The sequence below is a fragment of the Rufibacter tibetensis genome, from assembly GCF_001310085.1.
In the GTDB taxonomy this organism is placed as follows: domain Bacteria; phylum Bacteroidota; class Bacteroidia; order Cytophagales; family Hymenobacteraceae; genus Nibribacter; species Nibribacter tibetensis.
The window spans coordinates 3,724,269-3,745,476 of the sequence record NZ_CP012643.1; the positions used below are offsets into that span (position 1 = coordinate 3,724,269).

Genomic DNA, 21,208 nt, shown 5'->3' on the forward strand with positions numbered 1-21,208 from the left:
TTAGCAACGTGTAAAGAAACTATTGGTTGCAATGCCTTATTTGTAGGATTTATCTAAGGGAAGTGGCGCAAGTATGAAATAGCAATTTTTAGGCCATTTTGGAAGAAACGGCTTTAAAGAGCGGGGCGCAGAAATTAAATTAGGGAATGGACTTCGTGCTTTCCTTAAAGTGGGTTACCACTGGTAGTGTTTCCCATGTCAATAAACCGTTGTTCCAGCCAGCGCATGCGGTAGGCGTTCATGGCGGTGGTGCCCAGTTTCTGGAGCAGCTTGTAATTGACCACTGCACCTACCGGGGCTCCAATCACCGGAATCAGTTGCACCAATTTAGGGAGATCAATGTAGTCGCGGTATTCTTGCTGAAAGGTGCGCCAGTCAAACTGGTGGATGTCCTGGGGCAGGTGCAGTTTCTGAGTTTCCCAATCTACCATTTGAAGGTACACCTCGCGGCGTTGCTGCTGTCCGCTAAAGGCTAGTTGAAAAATGTGCAGGAGGTACACCCGTTCGCGGTAATCGTCTACAGGGTGTCCATAAAGTGCCGCAATGTCAAACAGCATTTTGAGCTTAATTCCTAGCAAAAGCGGGAAATCTGCCAAACCCAGCAAGATACCACCAGCCCCGGTTATGCCTCCCTCCGCGGCAGCTGTCTTCTTGTAAAAGGAAATCCGGTCCAGTACAGCGGCTTCTTTCTGTTCCAGGGTAGCGTGCGGAAGTGCTTTGCTGGTAGTATGCGTCGCCCCAAACAATACTGCCCTGATCATCTGTTTAATGGCAGCCGTGATGGCCTGGTGGACTTTCTCTGGTATGTAGCTATTCAACTTCTGCTGCATGTCCCTGGTAAAGTGGTTCAGAAGCGACGGCTCTTTCTGCATCAACTGTTTCCACTCCTGTAATTCAAGGAGAATCTTTTCTTCGTAGGCAGAGGAAGTCATAAGGGCAGCAGAACAGTGAACAATGTGCTATACGAAGAAAGTGTTCTCAAAGGAAGCGACAAAGACCCACACACTTTGAAGGAAGTAAGAGGGGGTTCCCCTAAATGAATAGGCAGGTAAATATCAGTAAGACCTATCAAACAGGCATCCTGCGTCTAAATGGTTTTTACCCTGTTGCCCAAATGTAGCAACAATGGTTGACCCTCTTGATTTACTGAGGAATGTCTATATATTGGTTTATAATGGAAGGATAATTTATTGATGGCGTTTTAGTTGCAATGGGTGTTTGCCTGGCCTTAACCAAAAGAGCCCCAAATAGGAGGTGCTCGACCTATATGATAGTAGATATAAAAAATTCAATAGGATAAATAGATAAAATATGAAAACCAGACTTTTACTTTTCAGCACTACTATTTGCTTGATGAGTTGTAATACAACTGAACCGAAGGAAGAACAGAAAGAAATCACTTCTCAAATCAATGTTATAAGCGAAGCTGACACCAGCATTCAAACACCTGGTGCTAGTTCAAACTACCCACCCCCTACCGAATATATTGAATGGAGCAGCATTAAGATTAATAACGTCCTGCCCCTAAATACAAATGCTGAACAAGTGAAAGGCTTTCTTGGAATGGCAGATAGTACCACAACTCCTGATTATGATAACATCTGTTACAATTGCCACTTCTGTAACGAAAAGATTCCCCCTTTTAAATATGTTTACTTTAAGGGGATAGAGTTTGAGCAACTCAATGATAGTTTAGAATTTTGGTCTGCTGACTTTACCTTGAATAAGTCCCTCTTCTTGCAGAGTGGTAACATGAGGTTTGACCACAGAACAACTCTGGAAGAAGTTAGTAGAATTTTTCCAAAGGCTGTTAAAGCAAAGCAGGTAGAAGAGGCTTATATCATGGTCAGCATTTCACCCTCTGAGCAACTTGTAGACGGAAGTTTTATTCTTGAATTCAACAGGAGTGGGTACTTGACGATGTTTTATTATTGGTTTCCATGTTGAAAGGACTTCTGTCCTCCACACCTATAGATCTCAACGCCGGCATTCGCCAAAGCCAATCGGTCTTTAGGCAAATAGAAAAGGAGAAGTGATGTAAGGCTATGTTTCTAAAAACAGACCTACATCACTTCTCCTTTTCTATAGGTTTCACCTTCCTTTTCAGAAAAAGGCTGCAAAACACTTATCTACGTCCTTTGCCCCGGATTCCGGCGGTTCTGGTTGGTTTTTGGTCAGAGCCTGGCTTTGGTTTTCTGGCCGAAGCCGCTTTCGGGTTTCTGGCGGGCAGAGATCCTTTAGGTGACCGGTCGGTTTTATTGGAGGTGTGCTCAGACTTGGTTTTCATGTTCTTACCAGCCGCCGGTCTGGCCTTGCGCTGACTTGGTCCTTTTGATGGTCTACCACCACTTGGACCATCTTCTGTGAAACCGGTTTCGTCACTTTTTGGTCTTCTGCCGGGGGTATACTCTTTAGGAACCCGGCGCGTAGCACCAGAATCTGGAGCGGGTCTGCGGGCAGCTTTCGCTTTGGGATTATCGTACTCATCAGAAGATCGCTTAGGTTTGGCTACGCGGTGTACCTTCACGCCAAATTCTTCTCTCACATCATCTTCTTCTGGCAATTCTTCTTCTGCTTTACGGGCGGCGCGGGCAGCTTCTTTGCCCCATGAAGAGGCGTCTTCGGTTTTGGAAGAATCAGCTACCAATTCATTGATAGACTTGATCTCTTCTAACGTAAGATAGCGCCAGTGACCGGTGGGCAGGTCATCCAGCTTCACCGTCATGATGCGCACACGCTTCAGTTTTTCTACTTTGTAGCCTAAGGCCTCGCACATACGTCTGATCTGGCGGTTCAGGCCTTGGGTCAACACAATTCTGAATACCTTGTGGCCCTGCTGCTGCACAAAGCATTTCTTGGTGACTCCCTCAAACAATTGTACCCCGTTGCTCATCTTCTTAATGAACTCATCGGTCACGGGTTTGTCCACCATCACCACGTATTCCTTTTCGTGGTTATTGTCAGCGCGCAGGATTTTATTAACAATGTCACCATCGTTCGTCAGGAAGATGAGGCCTTCAGAGGCATTGTCCAATCGCCCGATAGGGAAGATCCTCTTGGGGTAGCCTATAAAGTCAATGATGTTCTTCTTGTCTTTAGGGTCAGTGGTGGTGGTAAGACCGGTAGGCTTGTTAAAAGCAATGTAGATGGGCCTTTCGTTCGGTTTTTTGGACCTAATGGCTTCCCCGTCCACGGCTACTTTGTCACCGGGCTTTACGGTGGCGCCTTTCCGGGCATCACGGCCGTTAATGGTGACGCGGCCTTCCTCTATGTAATTGTCGGCCTCACGACGCGAGCAGAAGCCCGAGTCGCTGATGTATTTATTGAGCCGAATGCTGTTATCTGTTGGCATGTTGTTGCTGATTCTGAATACTATACGTGAGCGGTGAAAAGAGCGCCCCGTAGTTTATGTGTACGAGGTGAAAAGAAGGAAGGTGCTTCTCAGGCAAAGGTCTGCACATACAAGTCTTCCACCTTTTTTCGCGCCCAGGGCGTTTTGCGCAGAAAGGTGAGACTGGACTTGATGCTAGGGTTATGAGTGAAGCTATTGATCCTGATACGGTCTCCTAATTCTTCCCAACCATAATGATCTACCAGCAGCACCAGAATCATCTCCAGTGTTTTTCCGTGCAACGGATTGTTTTTCTGTTCTTCCATAGTTCCACTACAAAGGTAGTCTTTCTCCCTGAGTTTTACGCGGAAGCCATTGTGCAGGTGCTAAAACCCAAACTCATGAGCATTTCTGCCCAAGAAGGAATGTTCTTTTGCAAATGAATACTATGTTTTTAACCTTTTTAACAAAAAGTAGGTTCAAATCATATTTATACCCCGGTACAGCTGTATATTTGGCATTTAATAGAGAAAAATTAGTATATTAAAGAACTTATTACCCGTAGCTATCAGCAATATCACCAAACTAACCTGATCCCATGGAGACTACCACTATTCCTCATACTGCTCTTCCTTCTGCACTTACGGTTGACCAATTTCTGGAAACGTATGCCAGCCATCCGGTATACATCTCGCCCCGCGGATCCCAGTTGCACGCGAAAAACTGGCCCGCCGAGGCAGCTCTCAGAATGTTTCTGAACAACCTGAGCGCCCAGGTAGCCGAAGACCCGGAAAAGTTAGTGGTGTATGGAGGAATAGGGCAAGCCGCCAGAACCCCGGCAGATGCCCGCAAAATTGTAGAGCTGCTCCTGACGCTGGAAGAAGACGAAAGTCTTCTAATACAATCGGGCAAACCGGTGGGCAAGATCAGAAGCCATGCAGAAGCCCCCCGGGTACTCATTGCCAACAGCAACCTGGTGCCCAAATGGGCCACCTGGGAGCACTTCAACCAATTGCGGGAACGGGGCCTCATGATGTACGGCCAAATGACCGCCGGTTCCTGGATTTACATAGGCACCCAGGGAATTTTGCAGGGCACCTATGAAACGTTTGCCGCCTGCGCCCGAAAGCACTACAACGGCGACCTGCGCCACAAGCTGCTGGTAAGCGGCGGATTGGGCGGAATGGGCGGTGCCCAGCCATTAGCGGCTACCATGGCCGGGGCAACCTTCCTGGGGGTAGACATAGACCCTGAACGAATCAGGAAGCGGTTGGAGACCCGCTACATAGACAAGATGACCTTTGATTATCGCGAAGCCGTGCGCCTGGCCCTGGCCGCCAAAGACAAGGGCGAAGCGGTTTCCATAGGATTAGTGGGCGATATTGGCGATGTATTGGAAAAACTCATCCAGGACGGCATTACCCCAGATATATTAACGGACCAGACTTCGGCCCATGACCCGCTCAACGGCTACGTACCCCACGGCATGTGTTTGCCTCAGGCCTTGGCGCTCCGCGAGGTGGACCCTGGAGAGTACCGTGCGCGTTCATTGAGAAGCATGGCGCGGCACGTAGGTTTCATGCTGGAAATGCAGCGCCGCGGCAGTTGCACTTTTGACTATGGCAACAACCTGCGGGAGTTCGCCCAGCAAGGAGGCGAGCCCAATGCGTTTCAGATTCCGGGATTTGTGCCCGAATACATCCGGCCGCTTTTCTGCGAAGGCAAAGGTCCGTTTAGATGGGTGGCTCTTTCAGGAGACCCGGAAGACATCAGGGTCACCGATGAAGCTTTGAAAGCCCTTTTTCCGGAGAATACCAACATGATCAACTGGCTGAAACAGGCCCAACTGAAAGTGGACTTTCAGGGACTACCCAGCCGCATCTGCTGGTTGGGCATGGGCGAGCGGGAGAAAGCTGGGCTCTTGTTCAACCAACTGGTGCGTGACGGCAAAGTGAAAGCGCCTATTGTGATTGGCCGTGACCACCTGGACTGCGGCTCCGTAGCTTCGCCTTACCGCGAAACCGAAGGCATGTTAGACGGTTCTGATGCCGTGTCTGACTGGCCGTTGCTCAACCTCATGGCCAATACTAGTGGCGGCGCCACCTGGGTTTCCTTTCACCATGGAGGAGGCGTAGGCATGGGCTATTCCCAACACGCCGGCATGGTCATCCTGGCCGACGGTACCGACCGGGCTGATCAAAGTATCCGTCGCGTCCTGCACAATGATCCCGCCACGGGCATCTTCCGCCACGCCGACGCCGGGTATGAAGCCGCCCAGGAAACCAGTGAGAAGTTCGACTTAGGATTATAAACCCTTATTTGATTACTCCTCCAATTCTGTTTTTCCCCTTGTTTTCATAAAACAGGGCAGAAGCAGGGTTGTCTCCGCTAAGGCTAAAAGATAGTCTTAGTAGTCTTTACTGAAGATTGATAAAATGAATTCTGCCCCTGACGCCCCCACGCTTGTTGGTCCCTTTTTTCAAATCCTGACCTTGGCTGATTTGCCCTTGGCAGGTCCGTTAGGTGATGAGCAACTGGAAGTGGTGGAGCAGGGCGGGATTGTCTTGCAAGGAGAGAAGATACTTAAGGTGGGACTTTATGGGCAACTCTTGCAGGAGGCACGGGCAAACCAGTACCACCTGCACCAGATAGAAAAACCCATGGTGCTGTTGCCTGGGTTTATAGATGCTCATACGCACCTCTGTTTTGCAGGCTCACGGGCCAAAGATTATGCCCTGCGCACAGCCGGGAAAAGTTACCTGGAAATTGCCCGCTCCGGGGGCGGAATCTTAGATACCGTTACCAAGACCAGAGCGGCTTCCTTGGAAGAGCTAATAGTCGCCCTCCATAAACGGTGCGATAGGCATTTGGCCGAAGGCGTCACCACCTGCGAAGTAAAAAGTGGTTACGGACTCACCGTGGAAGACGAGCTCAAAATGTTGCAGACTATAGCCCAGGTAAATCAGCAGCATGCCCTAGACCTTATCCCCACTTGCCTGGCCGCACATATGCGCCCCCCGGAATTCGCGGAAGCTGGTGCGTACCTGCAACACCTTGTGCAGGAGTTGCTGCCCAAAGTGAAAAAACAGAGCTTAGCTCAGCGGGTAGATATCTTCATTGAGGAAACCGCTTTTTCAGATCAGGAAGCATTAGAATACCTGCAAGCTGCCCAGGCTATGGGGTTTGACTTAACGGTTCACGCCGACCAGTTCAGTACCGGAGGTAGCAAAATAGCCGCCCAACTCAAAGCCGCCAGTGCCGATCATCTAGAAGCTAGCGGTCCTCCAGAAATAGAACTATTGAAAAACGCTGGCGTGGTAGCTACAGTTTTGCCCGGGGCATCGGTAGGACTGGGAATGCACTATGCGCCCGCCAGAAAGATGCTGGACGGGGGACTTTGTGTAGCCATCGCTACTGACTGGAATCCTGGGTCTGCCCCCATGGGCGATTTGCTTTTACAAGCCGCCTTGTTAGGCGCCGCCCAGAAACTCACAAGCGCAGAAACCCTGGCGGGCATTGCCTTCCGGGCCGCCCATGCGCAACGCCTGGAAGACCGCGGAAGACTAGCGCCGGGCTTACTGGCAGATATGATCGCGTTTCCTACAGACTGTTACCAGGAAATTCTGTACCACCAGGGTAAACTGAAACCAGGCATGGTCTGGAAAAGGGGCAAGCAAATTTAACCAGTAAGAGAAGCTGTTTTGCCGCTTATTTTTAGAAAACAGGCGGTAAGCTTAGTTGATGGTTTTCTCTCTGTCTAGCAAAATGCGCACAATACGGGTGTCTTCGTCGTCCCAGTTGATGTTTTTGATGTTCTCAATCAGGTGAACAGACATGCCGTCGTATTGGCCGTAGCTGTTGTAAACTTCTATCAGGAACTCGGCTTCAGTAACTTCTTTGATAAACCCATACAAGCCTAGGTCTTGGTACAGGTTCAGGAAAATGATATTTCCTTCTTTTTTGGCCTGCTGCAAAATCTCTTCTATGCTGCAGTTCCCGATATGGAAAATGGCAGGTACGGCAGTATCAGCGTAGAGTTTTCTGAGGCTGGCTTCTTTGACCTCCAGGCGGCGCAGGAAAATATCATCAAAATCAACTCCAAACAGATCTGTGGTTCTGATGATCACAATGCCGTTGGGCAAACCCTGTTGGGAGAGAGACTTAAGGCTTATGGTTTCCTCATTATGATCAAGTAAGTACCCCAGGTACAGTTTGGGGCCATCAGGTGAATTGGCTCTTAAGGCAACGGGTTTTTCTTCTTCTTTCGCGGTTTGTAGCAGGGAGTAAAATAAGGACATGAAGTAGGGTTTAGTAGATGTAGTGTTTGATAGCAGCTTTTATTGATGTAAAATAAGGAATAATTTGGAACCCTAAACAACCTTGTAAAGCAAAGGCAATGTACAAACCATCAGATAAAACAACCTGGAAAGGGCGAATGGACCCGCAGGATGGAGAGCTGGGGCTGCGGTGGCACCAGGTGGTGGAGTTGGTAGATCTTTCCCGCGAAGTGGAAGATGGGCACGGAAGTTTCGTGTTCCTGGGGTTCAGTTCTGATGAAGGCGTGTGGCGAAACCAGGGTAGGGTAGGAGCAGCGGGTGGGCCGGACGCGATCAGGCGGGCCATGGCCTCGTTTGCAGATCATTTACCGGAGGGTATCCGGCTGTTTGGCGGTGGCGATGTCATTTGTGCCAATCACCGGTTAGAGGAGGCGCAGGCACAACTTGGTAAAAAAGTGGAGATGCTGCTCAGGAAAGGGTACAAACCCCTCGTTTTGGGAGGAGGGCATGAAACCGCTTACGGGCATTTTCTAGGCATCAGGAAAGGACTACAGGTAGGCGAGAAGCTGGGTATTATCAACCTTGATGCCCATTTTGACCTACGAAGTTATTCCCAGCATTCCAGTTCAGGGACACCCTTTCTGCAAATAGCAGATGACCTGGAAGCCGATGGGTTGGAGTTTCATTACCTCTGCGTGGGCATACAGGAAGCAGGAAATACCCGCAAGCTTTTCCAGTCTGCCGCTGAACGTAAGGTGCACTATGTCTTAGCCGATGACCTTCACACCGGAATGAACACTGAGATTCAAGACAAACTACAGACGTTCATCTCCGCAGTGGACAAGGTCTACCTCAGCATTGATTTGGATGTGTTTGCCGCCGCCTATGCACCGGGGGTAAGTGCGCCCACCGCTTTGGGGCTCACCCCGCAGGTAGTGGTGCTCCTTCTGAGGGAAATCATTAGTTCAGGTAAACTTCTGACGGTAGATGTTGTGGAGCTGAATCCTGCCTATGATATAGATAACCAGACTTCTAAATTAGCAGCTTCCCTGATCTACCAAATCATTCAAAAATGGGCTGAGAAATAAACCTATGTAATCTTAAGGATAACATTTTCATCCCATTCCTTTAGCCGTGTTTTCGAAAATTTACCCTAAAACAGGAGAGGCCATTTCACTAATGAAATGGCCTCTCCTGTTTTTCTAATGACCGGCTAAGCCGAGTTCCGTTCTGCGTTGATGATCCCGAAGGAGCAACGCATGACCAGTTTCTCAAACTTACTTTTGCCTGGGGTGTTGTTTTCCTGTTCCTCCATCTCCCTGATTTTGGTGAGGGCAAATTGTTGGATGGTAAGCAAAGGCATTTCTATGCGTTGGCGCATCTGGATGGAAAGCAGATTCACTGGTTTGTCTTCCATGAGGTGCGCGTTTTTGGTGAGGCGGAGCACATACTTTTTGGTGCGCTCAAACTCCTCATGGATGTTGTTCCAGAGCTCGCCGTAATGAGGGTGTTTTGACAAAAAGGCCGTAAGCGGGAAAAAGCACTTCGTCATGGCCATCTCGCAGTTGCCTAGTAATGTACGGAAGAAAAGGGAGCGGGAGTAAAGGTGTTCAATGGCCTCCCATTGGCCTTCGGCTTCCATTCTTTCCATAGCGGCGCCCACTCCGTAGTAACCCGGCAGGTTCTGCTTTAACTGGCTCCAGGAACCAACGTAAGGCACCGCTCGCAAATCGTTCAGGTTCAGTTTGCCCGGCTTCCGTTTAGACGGGCGGCTTCCAATGTTAGCCTCGGCGTAATACCGCAAAGGGCTGGCGTAATTCAGGTACTCCAGGAAATAAGGGTTGTTCTTAAGGGTGTTGTACGCCACATAACTTTCCTCGGCCAACCGCTGCATGAGGTCTTCTTCCTGGTCCGTAAAGGTGGTCTCTTTAGAAGAGAACAAAGTGTTTCTGATACCGGCATGCATGAGCTGTTCCATGTTGTACTGCGCCGCATCAATGGTCCCGAAGTTGGAACTGATGGTCTGCCCCTGAATGGTCAACTGGATTTCCTTGCTGGCAATGGTAGGGCCCATGGAAGCATAGAACTGGTGCGTTCTTCCGCCCCCTCGGGCAGGAGGTCCGCCCCGGCCGTCAAAGAACACCACCTGCAAATCGTACTGCTGGGCCAACCTGCTCAGTTCTTCCTTGGCTTTGTATATGCTCCAGTTAGACATGAGATAACCCCCGTCTTTGGTACCATCTGAGAAGCCCAGCATAATGCTCTGGATATTTCCGCGGCGGTGCAGATGTTGGCGGTACACCTCTGAGTTGTACAACGCCTCCATCACGTCATGTGCGTTTTTCAAGTCGTCAATAGTCTCAAAAAGAGGCACAATGTCCACGGAAAGTTCTTCGGGTTTCCAGCCGCTGAGCATGAATAAGCCATACACCTCCATCACATCCAGGGCACTGGTGCTATGACTGATGATGTAACGGTGACAACCCTCGGAACCGTTAATTTCCTGAATGGTTTTCATGGCCTGCATAGACTCCAGGGTATCACGGTGCAGTTCATTCTCCAGTGACTCTGCCGCTACGGTGGTGTTGGCGTTCAGCAAGGCTGATATTTTTTCCTTGGCAGAAAGTTGGGAGTAGTTTTCTGGTAAGGCACCGCTGGTAGCAGCAATGGCTTCCAAGGCTTCGGTATGCGCGGAACTGTCCTGGCGCACATCCAGAGACGCGAAAAATAGTCCGAACAGCTCTACCTTTCTGATCAGGTTTTCGGCCAGGGGAAGGAAAAGGGAATTATGCTCACGGATCAAAATATCTTTGATTCTAAGCAGCGGAGCCAGAATGGCTTCTTTGGTGATATCTGCTTTGTAACCGGGCAAGAAGAGGTTATTGTACAGCTTCTCCTCCAACGAGATCAGTTCATTCAAGATCCCCTTGAACGTAAGACGACGCTTTAACCGGCGTACATCCTGGTAATACGATTTAATGATGGCTCCCCTCAGAGCCTCCGCTACCCGCAGGGTAATGGAAGCAGTTACGAACGGATTACCATCCCGATCGCCTCCAGGCCAGAAGCCTAACCTGATCAAAGGGTTTTCTTCTGAAACGGCCTCCGGGAACTGGCTTTTAAGGTGAGACATGATTTGTCCGGCGGCCTGGTAGAAGACGTTTTCCAGGTACCAGATCAAACTCACGGCCTCGTCATACGGAGAGGGCTTCTCGTTTTTGAAGAACGGGGTTTTGCCTAACTGCCGAAGGTAGCTGTTTACCTGCGCCGTGTTGTCGTTCAGCAACGCTTTTGATAAATCATTGATGATACCTAATACCTCACTGGGGTAAAACTGGGTAGGGTGGGCGGTAAGCACCAGGCGTACTGAAAAATCCTTAAGTTTCTCCTGTAACTGTGCCTGTGTTTGAGTTTGCTCCACTTCGGCCTGCAGGTGCTTGAGGGTACCTGCCCCGGCCATATCATGCGTCTCCCGGAAAGAGGCATCTTCCAGCGCATCAAAAAGCACTACCTGCCGCTCAGCGTACTGCACAAACCTGAAAAGCAGATCAAGCTGCTCCTGCTCGGTTCGGTAGGGGGTATACTGATTGAAGAACGTGCTGATAATCTCATCGGGGCTCTGCTCTTTTGCAAAGCCTTCTTCACAGTGCAGCAGGAAAATAGACAGTAATACCCCGGTTTTCTCTACTCTGTGGAAGGGCAAGGAGGTGAAAAGACTGTTATATAGCTGAAATTTAAGCCCTACGTGTTTGTCGTAGTTTTGCAGGGCACTGGTAGAAGAACCATCCATAGGTAGGCAATTTGTGAGGTTTTGCTAGAGTTACCTCTATTTTTATTAATTAATTATAAAAAAGAGCTTTTAGGGAAGCAGGCTGGTAAACGGTGGCAGTGTTTCAGATTTACCTCAGGCAATTGCCTTCTTTTTTGCGAGCCATTCTTCCTTTTCAATGCAATAGGTATAGTTCAGTTTGGGGGGCTCTCCAAAATAAGCTACTTCCTGTTCCCCAATTTTCTTGGCGCCCAATCGGCATATGGCTATTTGGGATCGGATATTACCAGCTCCAATGTGGAAGTATACCCGAGACACAAACCCAAGAAGATAATCCAGCAATAAGGTTTTCACCCCGGGATTAAAGCCTTTGCCCCAGTAAGTTGTACCAAAGAAAGTATAGCCTATGAATACGCTGCTGTCCTGTTCCCGGTAATCATAGATGCGGGTACTGCCAGCAACTTTGCCCGTTGATTTGTCAATGATTTTAAAAGCGCCTTTGCTTTGAAGGGCTCCTTCAAAAAACGTCCGGAAAACATCTTTCTTCCACCGGTCTTTATTGGGGTGCTGTTCCCAGATGCTGGGGTCAGATGCTACCGCATATACTTCTTCAAAATCATCTTCTTGCAGCGGATAGAGAAGTACTAGGTCATTCTCTAAGATAGGTTGAGTACTAAAGCTCATGGCGTGACTATCATAGATTCTTGAATAGGTAAACCTGATTACGTCTGTTTACCTGGCGTCAATGTCTAAAGTTGGAATTTCGATTGCTGATAATGCTGGTCTTTTTTCTACTCCAAAGGAATTGATGATTAACAAATATAAATGGTATTGAGGTATTTGTTAATGTTTCTGTAGTGAAAAACTATATTATATAATCAAGTATCAAAAAATTAAGTAGAATGATATTCTTTAGCTAAAAACTGAAAACTCGTTTCTACATTGATTTTTGAAAACAAAGGCCGAAATAAAAAGGGAAACACTCCAATGGAAGCATTGAGTTTATCGGAAATTCCTACCTGAAGTACTTACAACCCGATGAGCTCGTAGGTTTTCCCTTTCTCGGTTTTCAGATCAAGGAGGTTGGTTGTTGGAATATTAACCGTCTTCAGATTTGCATTGGGAGAAACCAGGGGAGTTTTGATAGCAGCTAGCTGGTAGAAGGTGTTTGGGTTGGTTCCTTCGGCTGTTTTCAGGTTACGCTTTCCATTCAACTCCAGTCTGTTGGCCACCCTGATGCGGCAATTTCCACCCAGTTTTGAGTGGAGGGTAAGGGCTTTCACCTTCCCGTTCTCCCAACGCATGTCTACCACGTAACCGCCTCTGGCCACCAAGCCTTTTACCTCACCGGTCTGCCATTTGTCTGGCAGAGCAGGCAGCAGGTGCAGCGTACCGTCATGGCTCTGCAGAAGCATCTCGGCGATGCCGGAGGTACAGCCGAAGTTCCCGTCTATCTGGAAGGGTGGGTGCGCGTCAAACAGGTTGGGGTAAGTGCCTCCGCTCTGACCAGACTCCTCTGCGCCGGCAGGGGTCAGCTGGTCTTCTATCAATTTGTAGGCTCGATTACCATCCAGCAGCCTGGCCCACAGGTTCACTTTCCAGCCCATGGACCAACCCGTTGATTTGTCGCCGCGGTACACCAACGAGGTTTTGGCGGCCTCAAACAGCTGCGGGTGCGTATAGGGCGACACCTGGTTGCTGGGGAACAGGCCATACAGGTGCGAGACGTGGCGGTGCTTGTCGGTTGGTTTGTCCCAGTCCTGCAGCCACTCTTGCAGCTGCCCGTGCTGACCGATCTGCATCGGTGGCAGCCGGTTCCGCATCCGCTGCAGCGTATCGGAAAAGGCCTGGTCCATGTCCAGGGCCGCAGCGGCATCAATAACGTTTGAAAAGACATCGAACACCAATTGGTTGTCCATGGTGGTGCCGGCCGCAATGGAGACGCCGCTCTGGTGCGAGTTCTCGGGAGACATGGAAGGCGTCACTACCAACCATTTGTGCGTAGGCTCTTCCTGCAGTACATCTGCGTAGAAAGTAGCTGCTTCTTTGAGGATAGGGTACACCTGCCTCAGGAATTTTTTGTCGCCGGTATAGAGGTAATGCTGCCAGAGGTGCTGCGTGAGCCAGGCACCACCCATGGGCCATAAACCATAAAAAGCCCCGTCTACCGGACCGGTAATGCGCCATAAGTCGGTGTTGTGGTGCATGGTCCAGCCGCGGGCGCCGTACATTTTGGAGGCGCTCTCTTTTCCGGTTTCGGCCAGTTCCTTCACCATCTGGAAGAGTGGCTCGTGCATCTCTGGTAGGTTGGTGACCTCGGCGGGCCAGTAGTTCATCTCGGTGTTGATATTCACGGTGTACTTGCTGTCCCAGGGCGGGTAGACCTTGTCGTTCCAGATGCCCTGCAGGTTGGCCGGCTGAGTGCCGGGCTGCGAGCTGGAGATAAGCAAGTACCGCCCGAATTGGAAGTAAAGCGATACCAAAGCTGGGTCATTGCCTTTGCTGAACTCGGCCAGGCGCAGGTTGGTAGGTTTTGTGATTGCCTCAGTAATGCCCAGGTCCAGTGATACCCGGTTAAAATAGTTCTGGTAATTTTTCGTATGCGCTGCCTTGGCTTTGCCATAGTCCTTTTTAACAGCTTTGGCTAGGAACCCTGAAGCCTTGGCCTCCTCGTCGCCGGAAAGATCTTTGTAGTTCCTGAAGTTGGTGCCCATGGAGACGTAAAGGAGCACTTCGTCAGCGCCCGTAATCTGGAGCGAGTTGGCTGTGGTTGTGAATTTTCCGCCTTTTACCTTGGGCTGAACCCTAGCTTGGAACCGCACCTTGCCTTTTTTGTTGTCCACGTCCCCAGAAACCCCGGAGAGCAGCAGCTGTTCTCCCTGCGTACGCACTGAGTAGCTTTTGTGCGGCCTGTCAGCCCCAACCGTGAAGGTAAGGCTGCGTGGTTTACTAGTGGTGAGTCGGATGATGATGACCTCATCCGGAAAAGAGGAAAACATCTCCCGCTTATAGGTCACATCTTCTACTTTATAGGAAACAGTGGCTACCGCCTGGCTGATGTCCAGGTCCCGTCTGTAAGCGGTGGCGTTCTCATGGCCGGGGAATGAAAGGAACAGGTTACCCACGGGTTGGTACGGCATGCCATAGTTGTTGTCTGCGGGTACTGCCCGCGGGATTTTCTCCAAAGCCAGGGCTTGGGCTTCCTTGTGCTTTCCGGCAAAGATCAGGGAGCGAATCTCAGTTAGAGCCGGGTACAGCCCCGGATTTAGGTTATTTCCTGGTTCCCCTGCCCAGACAGTTTCCTCGTTCAGCTGCAGCTTCTCTTTGCCGGGCCCCCCAAACACCATAGCTCCTATGCGCCCGTTGCCCAAAGGTAGGGCTTCGTTCCAGTTGGCCGCAGGTTTGTCGTACCACAGGGTGAGCGGAGCTTTCTGTTGTGCAAAACCTGAAATCGTGCTGAAAACAAACAGGAAGGTAAACCTGAAAATGGATTTCGAGTGCATAGGACAACGTTCAGGGGCTGATTTTCTGAAATGACATTAGAAACAAGAAGAAGAACTGCAAAAGAATAGCAGCAGGGGAAGCTTTATAAAAGAATAAGCCTTCAGAGTATAATTCCAAAGGCTTATTCAGGAGGTTGATTATAAAAGTAAGGTTTGAATTGGTTCACCTTACAGACGAGGCGCCTTTCAGCTCCCGTTATAGGTTCACGGGCTTCATTTTAGGAACTAAAGACTTCATCACAAGCCAGGCTGTCATATAGGCTACAGCACAGAATGCGAACATGATTGTGTAGCCCGTCTCTATGTGGCCCAGTTTGTCATAATGGTCAAACAGGTAACCACCTACTTTGGTCACGACCACGCCGCCAATACCGCCGGCCATTCCTCCAATACCCGTCACTGAGGCAACGGTTTTCTTCGGGAACATGTCTGACACAGTGGTGAAGATGTTCGCGCTCCAGGCCTGGTGCGCAGAGGCGCCAACCCCGATCAGGATTACCGGGAACCAGAAACTGATATCACCTAAAGGCTGTGCCGCCAACACGACCAAAGGGAAAAGCGCAATCACAAACATGGCACGCATCCGTCCTTCGTATGGATTGTAGCCTTTCTTGATGAAATACATGGGGAACCAACCCCCGAAGATACTACCCACCATGGTCATGCTATACAGCACACTTAAAGGAAGCATTACTTCTGTACCAGTGAGGCCGTACTGTGCTTTCAGGTAAGCAGGTAACCAGAAAAGGAAAAACCACCATACCCCATCGGTCATGAACTTCCCGAAAACGAAGGCCCAGGTTTGCTTGAATTTAAGCAGGCTGAACCAGGAAACTTTCTCCGCTGCAGCAGGGGCGTCTTGCTCCAGAACCGGTTCGCTGTCACTGGTGATGTAGGCTCTCTCAGGGGCCGACATTCTTTTCTGTTTTTCAGGCGTTTCATAGAAAATAAACCAGAAGAACAGCCACAGGAACCCAACGGCCCCAATAATAAAGAAGGTGTATTCCCAACCTAAGTGCGAGGCAATCCAGGGAACAGTTAAGGGGGCAAGGATAGCTCCTACGTTAGAACCGGAGTTGAAGATACCGGTGGCCAGCGAGCGCTCTTTCTTAGGGAAGTATTCTGCCGTGGCCTTGATAGCCGCCGGAAAGTTACCAGATTCCCCAAAACCCAGGAAAGCCCTGGCTACCATGAAACCCAGCACGGATACGGAGAGGCCGGTAAACCCAATGGTAGTGAATATCGGACTTACGGCTCTGCCCAGGGGCTCGGCGTACGCGTGCAGGATAGCTGCTAATGACCAGATGATCAAGGCCCAGGCATACCCTGTTTTGGTGCCTAGTTTGTCAATGATCCGGCCTGCGAACAGCATGGAAATGGCGTAGGTGAACTGGAATACCGCCGCAATGTTGGCGTAATCTGTGTTAGACCATCCGAATTTCTCCGCTAGCAGTGGCTGCAGCAGACTGAGTACCTGCCGGTCAAGGTAGTTGACCGTGGTGGCGAAAAACAGGAGGGCACAGATGGTCCACCTGTATCCCCCAATCTTTTCCTGAACAATGGCCGTTTGTGTGGTTTGTTGCATAGTGGAGTTTGTTTGTTAGTTTCTAAGAGGTTTGATCTAAGAGCGGCTTACCTTTACCAAGCTCAAGGCTTGCTGCGTTATGTCATGTAACTGGTCATATTGCTGGCCAGAAAGAATGTCTTTGCTGATGAGCTTGCTGCCCATGCCCACCGCACAAACACCCGCCTTAAACCAGGTTCTAATGTTTTCTTCTTCCATTTCCACGCCCCCGGTTGGAATGAATAACTGACCAGGGAACAATTCTTTGATAGAAGAAAGGAAAGCCGGCCCCAAGATATTTGCTGGGAAGAGCTTGATAAGCGCTGCCTTCGCCTGTTGGGCTACGTGGATCTCGGTAGGGGTGAAGCAGCCCGGGATCCAAAGCAAACCTGCTTCGTGCACCAGATTACCTACTTGTGCGTCTACAATAGGAGCCACCACGTAGTCAGCGCCGGCTTTCAGGAAGTCGTTGGCCTGTTGTACGGTCTTGATGGTGCCTATGCCCAAGTGCAGGTCTTCGTACGATTTAAGCTCATTTTTCAGAAACGTAAAGTTTTCTAACGCAGCAGCTCCGCGGTTGGTGTACTCCAACGTTCTCACGCCTGCCTTGTACAGGGTTTTGATGATCTCCAAGCTCACTTCGGGGCTTTCATAGAAAAACAAAGGCAGAAGGGCTTGGTTAACAATCGCCTGAAGGGCAGTATCTTTAGTTGGCATATTCTCTAATAGTTTCTTCAATCTCGGCTACCGTGGTGGTGGTTGCGTCGCTCTCAATGAATAATTTCTTGAAGGCTGCCGCGGTGGCAAACTCCAGCGTTTCCTTAGGAGACCGCTGGTGGTAGAACCCGTAAATCAACCCACCCATGAAGCAGTCGCCGCTGCCTACTTTGTCCAGGATCTGGTCTACCACATATTCTTGGGAAACATGCAGTTCGCCTTGCGTGTACAAGGTGGTAAAATAGCGGATGCCTTTTGTTCCATGATCAAAACGGAAGGTGTTGGCTACTATTTTACATTTAGGGAATTCTTTCAGGATGGCTTCTGAGGTGAGCGTGGCATGCTGTAACAGCTTTTCTTTCTCAATATCAGCTACAAGTTCTTCCTGCAGCGGCATGCCCAACATCTTGTTAGCGGCCCATACATTGCCCATGATCAGGTCACAATAAGTAGCCAACGCTGGCATCACCTCTACCGGATCTTTGCCGTACTTCCACAGCTTGGCGCGGTAGTTCAAATCCAGGGAAATGAAGATGTTCCGCTCTGAGGCCGCTTTCAGGGCTTCTTCACAAACATCGGCCACGTTCTGGTTGATAGCGGGGCAGATGGCACTGAAATGGAACCAGCTCACGCCTTCAAAAACGGCATCCCAGTTGATGGTGCCGGGCGTCAGATCGGCGTACGCCGAACCTGCGCGGTCATAGATGACACCGGCGTTTTTGAGGTCTTTTCCCTTAGGAAGGTAGTAAAGCCCCACGCGTTCGCCCTGCATCACTACCGGGCTGGTGTCGATCTGCCGGTCCTGCATGTAACCTATCAACTGCTCTGAGATGAAGTTCTCAGGCAGCGCCGTCAGGTACGCCGAGGGAACGCCCCAAAGCGCGAGGGCTGTGGCCACGTTCAGTTCAGCACCGCCTACGAAGAACGGCAGCTTGTTTTCGCCGAGCCACTGGCCGTCGCCATCGGGGCAGATTCTCAGGAGCAGTTCTCCAAACGATAAGACTTTCCCTGCAGCCATGGCTTAGAAGTTGAAGTAGTTTTTAGCGTTATTGTAGCAGATGTTCTCCACCATTTGGCCTAACCAAGCCATTTCAGAAGCTGGCAGTTCGCCGTTCTCCACGTCATTGCCCAGCATATTGCACAGAATTCTTCTGAAATACTCATGGCGCGGGTAGGAGAGGAAGCTGCGGGAGTCGGTCAACATCCCTACGAAGCGGCTCAGTAAGCCCATGTTGGAAAGTGCGTTCATTTGCTCTTCCATACCTTGTTTCTGATCCAGGAACCACCAGGCCGATCCGTACTGGATTTTACCCGGCGTACTACCGTCGTTGAAATTCCCAATCATAGTAGCGTACAGCTCATTCTGGCTCGGGTTCAGGTTGTACAGTATAGTTTTGGCCAGTTGGTTGGAGTTGTCCAGCTTATCCATGAAGCGGGACAGCGGACGGGCTACGTCAAAATCACCAATGGAGTCAAACCCGGTATCAGCGCCTAGTTCACGCATCATGCGGGTGTTATTGTTGCGGAGCGCACCTAAGTGGAACTGTTGGGTCCAGCCTTTGGCGTGGTCCATCAACGCCAACTCAATCAGCATGGCTGATTTGAATTTCAGTACCTCGTCTTGCGTCAGCGCCTGTTTCTGCAGTGCTTTCTCAAAAATCTGGGCAATCTCCTGGTCGGTGTATTCTTCGGTGTAGATGGTTTCCAAACCGTGGTCAGACAAGCGTCCGCCCTGGGCGTGGAAGAAGTCGTGGCTTTGCTGAAGCGCCTCTAACAGGTTCTGGTAACTTCCGATGGAAACGCCAGAGGCGGCTTCCAGTTTCTGCAGGTACGTTAAATATCCCGCGTCCTCAATGGCCATGGCCTTATCTGGACGGAAGGTTGGCAGCACTTTGATGCCGAAGTCATCAGCGGCAATCTTCTGGTGGTGCTCCAGGCTATCAATTGGGTCATCGGTGGTGCAGATGGTCACCACGTTCATCTTCTTCAGGATGCCGCGCACGCTGAACTCAGGCGTTTGCAGCATGGCGGTAGCGGCGTCATAGATTTCACGGGCGCTCTCCGGGTTCAGAACCTTCTCAATCCCGAACGGTCTTTTCAGCTCCATGTGGGTCCAATGGTACAAAGGATTCCGCATGGTGTAAGGAACGGTCTGGGCCCACTTCTCAAACTTCTCGTAGTCGTCGGCATCGCCGGTGCAGAACCGCTCTGGAATGCCGTTGGTCCGCATGGCACGCCACTTGTAATGGTCGCCCTCCAGCCAGATTTGGGTCAGGTTCTTGAAAGTTCTATCGTTAGCTATGTCCTCCGGGTTCAGGTGGCAGTGGTAGTCAATGATGGGCATGTGTTTGGCATGCTCATGATACAACGTCTGGGCCGTCTTGGTCTGGAGTAAGAAGTTATCGTCTAAAAATGACATGTACTTGGCGTGATTTTATGTTGGTGAAAAGAAAAGCGAGGGTGTTCAAAGATTAACGCCCTTGCTTTTCAAGGTGATTTGGTGAAAATAGGTCAAAAACAGATAGGCGCAACCTTAGGCCAGCTGTTTCTGACATGAATGAGCCAGATTTAATCGCCTTTAGGCTGTTTTAAGCTGCTCCTGGCTTTGAAAGGCTTCCAGTTCTTTGGTTACCAGTGCCTGTAAACCTTCTACTTGCGTGAGGTCGGTTCCCCAGAAATCCTGGTTGGACAACACTGCCTGTACGGTTTCCTTGGCAGATCCTTTTTGCCAAGCTGCTTTGAAGAAGTCCAGTACTTCTGGCGTGTCATTCAATGGAATCTGCTCGCCGTTGTACTCTCCTTTGTAGAACAGGATTAAAGCAGCAAGAGAGCGGAGTAAACGCTGTGGCAACTGGCCTTTACGTTTGTGGTACTCCAGCACTGAAGGCAATACCCGCACCTTGTATTTAGACACGGAGTTCAGGGAAATGGAAAGCAGTTCGTGGTGGATAAACGGGTTCTGGAAACGCTCAATCACATCCTTCGCGAACTGGTTTAGTTCTTCTGCAGAAAGATCAAGGGTTGGGATGATTTCCTCAAAAATGGCTTCCTTGATGAAGGTACCTGCGGTTTCGTCATCTACTGATTCACGCACGGTGCGCAAGCCTTGCAGGTAGGCTACTGGTACCAATGCAGTGTGGGCGCCGTTCAGGATGCGCACTTTACGGGTTCTGTAAGGGGTCAGGTCGTCTACAAACTTCACCTGCAAACCAGCTTGCTCGGTTGGTAAGGCCTTAGCCACTGATTCTGGTGCTTCAATCACCCATAAGTGGAACGGCTCAGCCTTTACTACCAGGGTGTCTTCAAAGCCCAGTTCCTGCTGAATTTCTTTGATCGTATCCTTCGGGAAGCCCGGTACAATGCGGTCTACCAAGGTGTTGCAGAAGATGGTGTCGTTTTGGATCCAGTTGGTGAAATCGGCCGTTAAATTCCAGTGCTCTGCAAACTGCAGCACAGTAGTGCGCAGGTTCTCGCCATTTTTATCAATCAGTTCACACGGGATAATAGTCAAAGCTTTGTCCTGGGCGCCGTTGAAATGCGTAAAACGACGATACAGCAAGGCCGTTAATTTTCCGGGGAAAGAGTTGGGCGTGGTCTCAAAAGAAGCATCGGCGGGATCAAACGCGATACCAGCCTCTGTGGTGTTGGAGATGACAAACTCCAGGTCTGGGTTTTCTCCCAATTGCAGGTACTGCTCATAGTCAGCGTAAGGGCTATGGGAGTTGTTTACGCAGGTAATCAACCGTTTTTCCTGCACCGTCTGGCCTTCCTGAATACCTTCCAGTACCACATGGTACAGGCCGTCCTGCTGATTTAACAACTGGTAGATGCCCTTGTCCAGCGGCTGAATGATTTCCACGTTCCCGTTAAAGTCGGTTTTTTCGTTTAGGAGATCAATCATCCAATCCACGAAGCCCCGCAGGAAGTTTCCTTCGCCAAACTGTATTACTTTGGTGGGTCTGCTTTGCGAGATCTGGGCGGTATTTCGGTTGAGTGGTTGCATGGAGTAAATCTTATTGTTTAAGTAATGTTTTTATATTATAAGGC

At 49.9% G+C, this 21,208-nt stretch carries 16 protein-coding genes; 4 read left to right on the plus strand and 12 right to left on the minus strand.

Annotated elements, in window-relative coordinates; all coding sequences use genetic code 11:
- Positions 1-164 precede the first annotated feature (164 nt).
- Positions 165-932: an EcsC family protein gene (locus DC20_RS15180; RefSeq protein WP_062544611.1), complete on the minus strand. Its 768-nt coding sequence runs from the start codon at positions 930-932 to the stop codon at positions 165-167.
- A 379-nt stretch (positions 933-1,311) separates the two neighbouring features.
- Between DC20_RS15180 and DC20_RS15185 the strand changes: the two genes are divergently transcribed.
- Positions 1,312-1,947, plus strand: coding sequence for a hypothetical protein (locus DC20_RS15185; RefSeq protein ID WP_157593176.1), 636 nt, complete (start codon positions 1,312-1,314; stop codon positions 1,945-1,947).
- A 178-nt stretch (positions 1,948-2,125) separates the two neighbouring features.
- Here the strand turns inward: DC20_RS15185 and rluF are convergent, their stop codons facing one another.
- On the minus strand, positions 2,126-3,352 hold the full coding sequence (rluF, locus tag DC20_RS22420) for a 23S rRNA pseudouridine(2604) synthase RluF (RefSeq protein ID WP_071885479.1): 1,227 nt from the start codon (positions 3,350-3,352) through the stop codon (positions 2,126-2,128).
- Positions 3,353-3,441: 89 nt separating this feature from the next.
- Positions 3,442-3,657: a VF530 family protein gene (locus tag DC20_RS15195; RefSeq protein ID WP_062544613.1), complete on the minus strand. Its 216-nt coding sequence runs from the start codon at positions 3,655-3,657 to the stop codon at positions 3,442-3,444.
- A 272-nt stretch (positions 3,658-3,929) separates the two neighbouring features.
- On the opposite strand from DC20_RS15195, the gene hutU reads away from it, so the two are divergent.
- Together hutU and hutI are read left to right on the plus strand one after the other, a co-directional pair.
- Positions 3,930-5,642, plus strand: coding sequence for a urocanate hydratase (hutU, locus tag DC20_RS15200; RefSeq protein WP_062544614.1), 1,713 nt, complete (start codon positions 3,930-3,932; stop codon positions 5,640-5,642).
- Between the two features lie 124 nt (positions 5,643-5,766).
- Positions 5,767-7,014 carry an imidazolonepropionase gene (hutI, locus tag DC20_RS15205; protein WP_062544615.1) on the plus strand — a complete coding sequence of 416 codons (1,248 nt, stop codon included), beginning with the start codon at positions 5,767-5,769 and terminating at the stop codon, positions 7,012-7,014.
- Positions 7,015-7,065: 51 nt separating this feature from the next.
- Here the strand turns inward: hutI and DC20_RS15210 are convergent, their stop codons facing one another.
- Positions 7,066-7,629, minus strand: a complete 564-nt coding sequence (locus tag DC20_RS15210) for a hypothetical protein (RefSeq protein ID WP_062544616.1) — start codon at positions 7,627-7,629, stop codon at positions 7,066-7,068.
- A 98-nt stretch (positions 7,630-7,727) separates the two neighbouring features.
- Between DC20_RS15210 and hutG the strand changes: the two genes are divergently transcribed.
- Entirely contained in the window at positions 7,728-8,696 is a 969-nt protein-coding gene (gene hutG, locus DC20_RS15215) for a formimidoylglutamase (RefSeq protein WP_062544617.1), read from the plus strand.
- 125 nt (positions 8,697-8,821) lie between these two features.
- Here the strand turns inward: hutG and DC20_RS15220 are convergent, their stop codons facing one another.
- From DC20_RS15220 to DC20_RS15255, 8 genes are all read right to left on the minus strand, one after another.
- Complete coding sequence (locus tag DC20_RS15220) at positions 8,822-11,398, minus strand: phosphoenolpyruvate carboxylase (protein ID WP_062544618.1); 2,577 nt, start codon at positions 11,396-11,398, stop codon at positions 8,822-8,824.
- A 114-nt stretch (positions 11,399-11,512) separates the two neighbouring features.
- The gene (locus DC20_RS15225; protein ID WP_062544619.1) at positions 11,513-12,061 is read right to left on the minus strand and encodes a GNAT family N-acetyltransferase; all 549 of its coding nucleotides are present in this window, start codon (positions 12,059-12,061) and stop codon (positions 11,513-11,515) included.
- Positions 12,062-12,405: 344 nt separating this feature from the next.
- Positions 12,406-14,880 (minus strand): glycoside hydrolase family 95 protein, encoded by a 2,475-nt coding sequence (locus tag DC20_RS15230; RefSeq protein ID WP_062544620.1) that lies wholly within the window; start codon positions 14,878-14,880, stop codon positions 12,406-12,408.
- Between the two features lie 196 nt (positions 14,881-15,076).
- On the minus strand, positions 15,077-16,465 hold the full coding sequence (locus DC20_RS15235) for an MFS transporter (protein ID WP_062544621.1): 1,389 nt from the start codon (positions 16,463-16,465) through the stop codon (positions 15,077-15,079).
- Between the two features lie 36 nt (positions 16,466-16,501).
- Positions 16,502-17,161 (minus strand): bifunctional 4-hydroxy-2-oxoglutarate aldolase/2-dehydro-3-deoxy-phosphogluconate aldolase, encoded by a 660-nt coding sequence (locus DC20_RS15240; protein ID WP_062544622.1) that lies wholly within the window; start codon positions 17,159-17,161, stop codon positions 16,502-16,504.
- The gene (locus DC20_RS15245; RefSeq protein ID WP_062544623.1) at positions 17,151-18,179 is read right to left on the minus strand and encodes a sugar kinase; all 1,029 of its coding nucleotides are present in this window, start codon (positions 18,177-18,179) and stop codon (positions 17,151-17,153) included. Before DC20_RS15245 ends, DC20_RS15240 begins: the two co-directional genes overlap by 11 nt.
- A gap of 3 nt (positions 18,180-18,182) precedes the next feature.
- The gene (gene uxaC / locus DC20_RS15250) at positions 18,183-19,580 is read right to left on the minus strand and encodes a glucuronate isomerase (protein WP_062544624.1); all 1,398 of its coding nucleotides are present in this window, start codon (positions 19,578-19,580) and stop codon (positions 18,183-18,185) included.
- Between the two features lie 159 nt (positions 19,581-19,739).
- The gene (locus tag DC20_RS15255) at positions 19,740-21,164 is read right to left on the minus strand and encodes a tagaturonate reductase (protein WP_062544625.1); all 1,425 of its coding nucleotides are present in this window, start codon (positions 21,162-21,164) and stop codon (positions 19,740-19,742) included.
- Positions 21,165-21,208 lie beyond the last annotated feature (44 nt).

Excerpts from the sequence above, each read along its gene's own strand:
- DC20_RS15180 (WP_062544611.1), bottom strand. The coding sequence starts at position 932 with ATGACTTCCTCTGCCTACGAAGAAAAGATTCTCCTTGAATTACAGGAG.
- DC20_RS15185 (WP_157593176.1), top strand. The coding sequence starts at position 1,312 with ATGAAAACCAGACTTTTACTTTTCAGCACTACTATTTGCTTGATGAGT.
- rluF (WP_071885479.1), bottom strand. The coding sequence starts at position 3,352 with ATGCCAACAGATAACAGCATTCGGCTCAATAAATACATCAGCGACTCG.
- DC20_RS15195 (WP_062544613.1), bottom strand. The coding sequence starts at position 3,657 with ATGGAAGAACAGAAAAACAATCCGTTGCACGGAAAAACACTGGAGATG.
- hutU (WP_062544614.1), top strand. The coding sequence starts at position 3,930 with ATGGAGACTACCACTATTCCTCATACTGCTCTTCCTTCTGCACTTACG.
- hutI (WP_062544615.1), top strand. The coding sequence starts at position 5,767 with ATGAATTCTGCCCCTGACGCCCCCACGCTTGTTGGTCCCTTTTTTCAA.
- DC20_RS15210 (WP_062544616.1), bottom strand. The coding sequence starts at position 7,629 with ATGTCCTTATTTTACTCCCTGCTACAAACCGCGAAAGAAGAAGAAAAA.
- hutG (WP_062544617.1), top strand. The coding sequence starts at position 7,728 with ATGTACAAACCATCAGATAAAACAACCTGGAAAGGGCGAATGGACCCG.
- DC20_RS15220 (WP_062544618.1), bottom strand. The coding sequence starts at position 11,398 with ATGGATGGTTCTTCTACCAGTGCCCTGCAAAACTACGACAAACACGTA.
- DC20_RS15225 (WP_062544619.1), bottom strand. The coding sequence starts at position 12,061 with ATGAGCTTTAGTACTCAACCTATCTTAGAGAATGACCTAGTACTTCTC.
- DC20_RS15230 (WP_062544620.1), bottom strand. The coding sequence starts at position 14,880 with ATGCACTCGAAATCCATTTTCAGGTTTACCTTCCTGTTTGTTTTCAGC.
- DC20_RS15235 (WP_062544621.1), bottom strand. The coding sequence starts at position 16,465 with ATGCAACAAACCACACAAACGGCCATTGTTCAGGAAAAGATTGGGGGA.
- DC20_RS15240 (WP_062544622.1), bottom strand. The coding sequence starts at position 17,161 with ATGCCAACTAAAGATACTGCCCTTCAGGCGATTGTTAACCAAGCCCTT.
- DC20_RS15245 (WP_062544623.1), bottom strand. The coding sequence starts at position 18,179 with ATGGCTGCAGGGAAAGTCTTATCGTTTGGAGAACTGCTCCTGAGAATC.
- uxaC (WP_062544624.1), bottom strand. The coding sequence starts at position 19,580 with ATGTCATTTTTAGACGATAACTTCTTACTCCAGACCAAGACGGCCCAG.
- DC20_RS15255 (WP_062544625.1), bottom strand. The coding sequence starts at position 21,164 with ATGCAACCACTCAACCGAAATACCGCCCAGATCTCGCAAAGCAGACCC.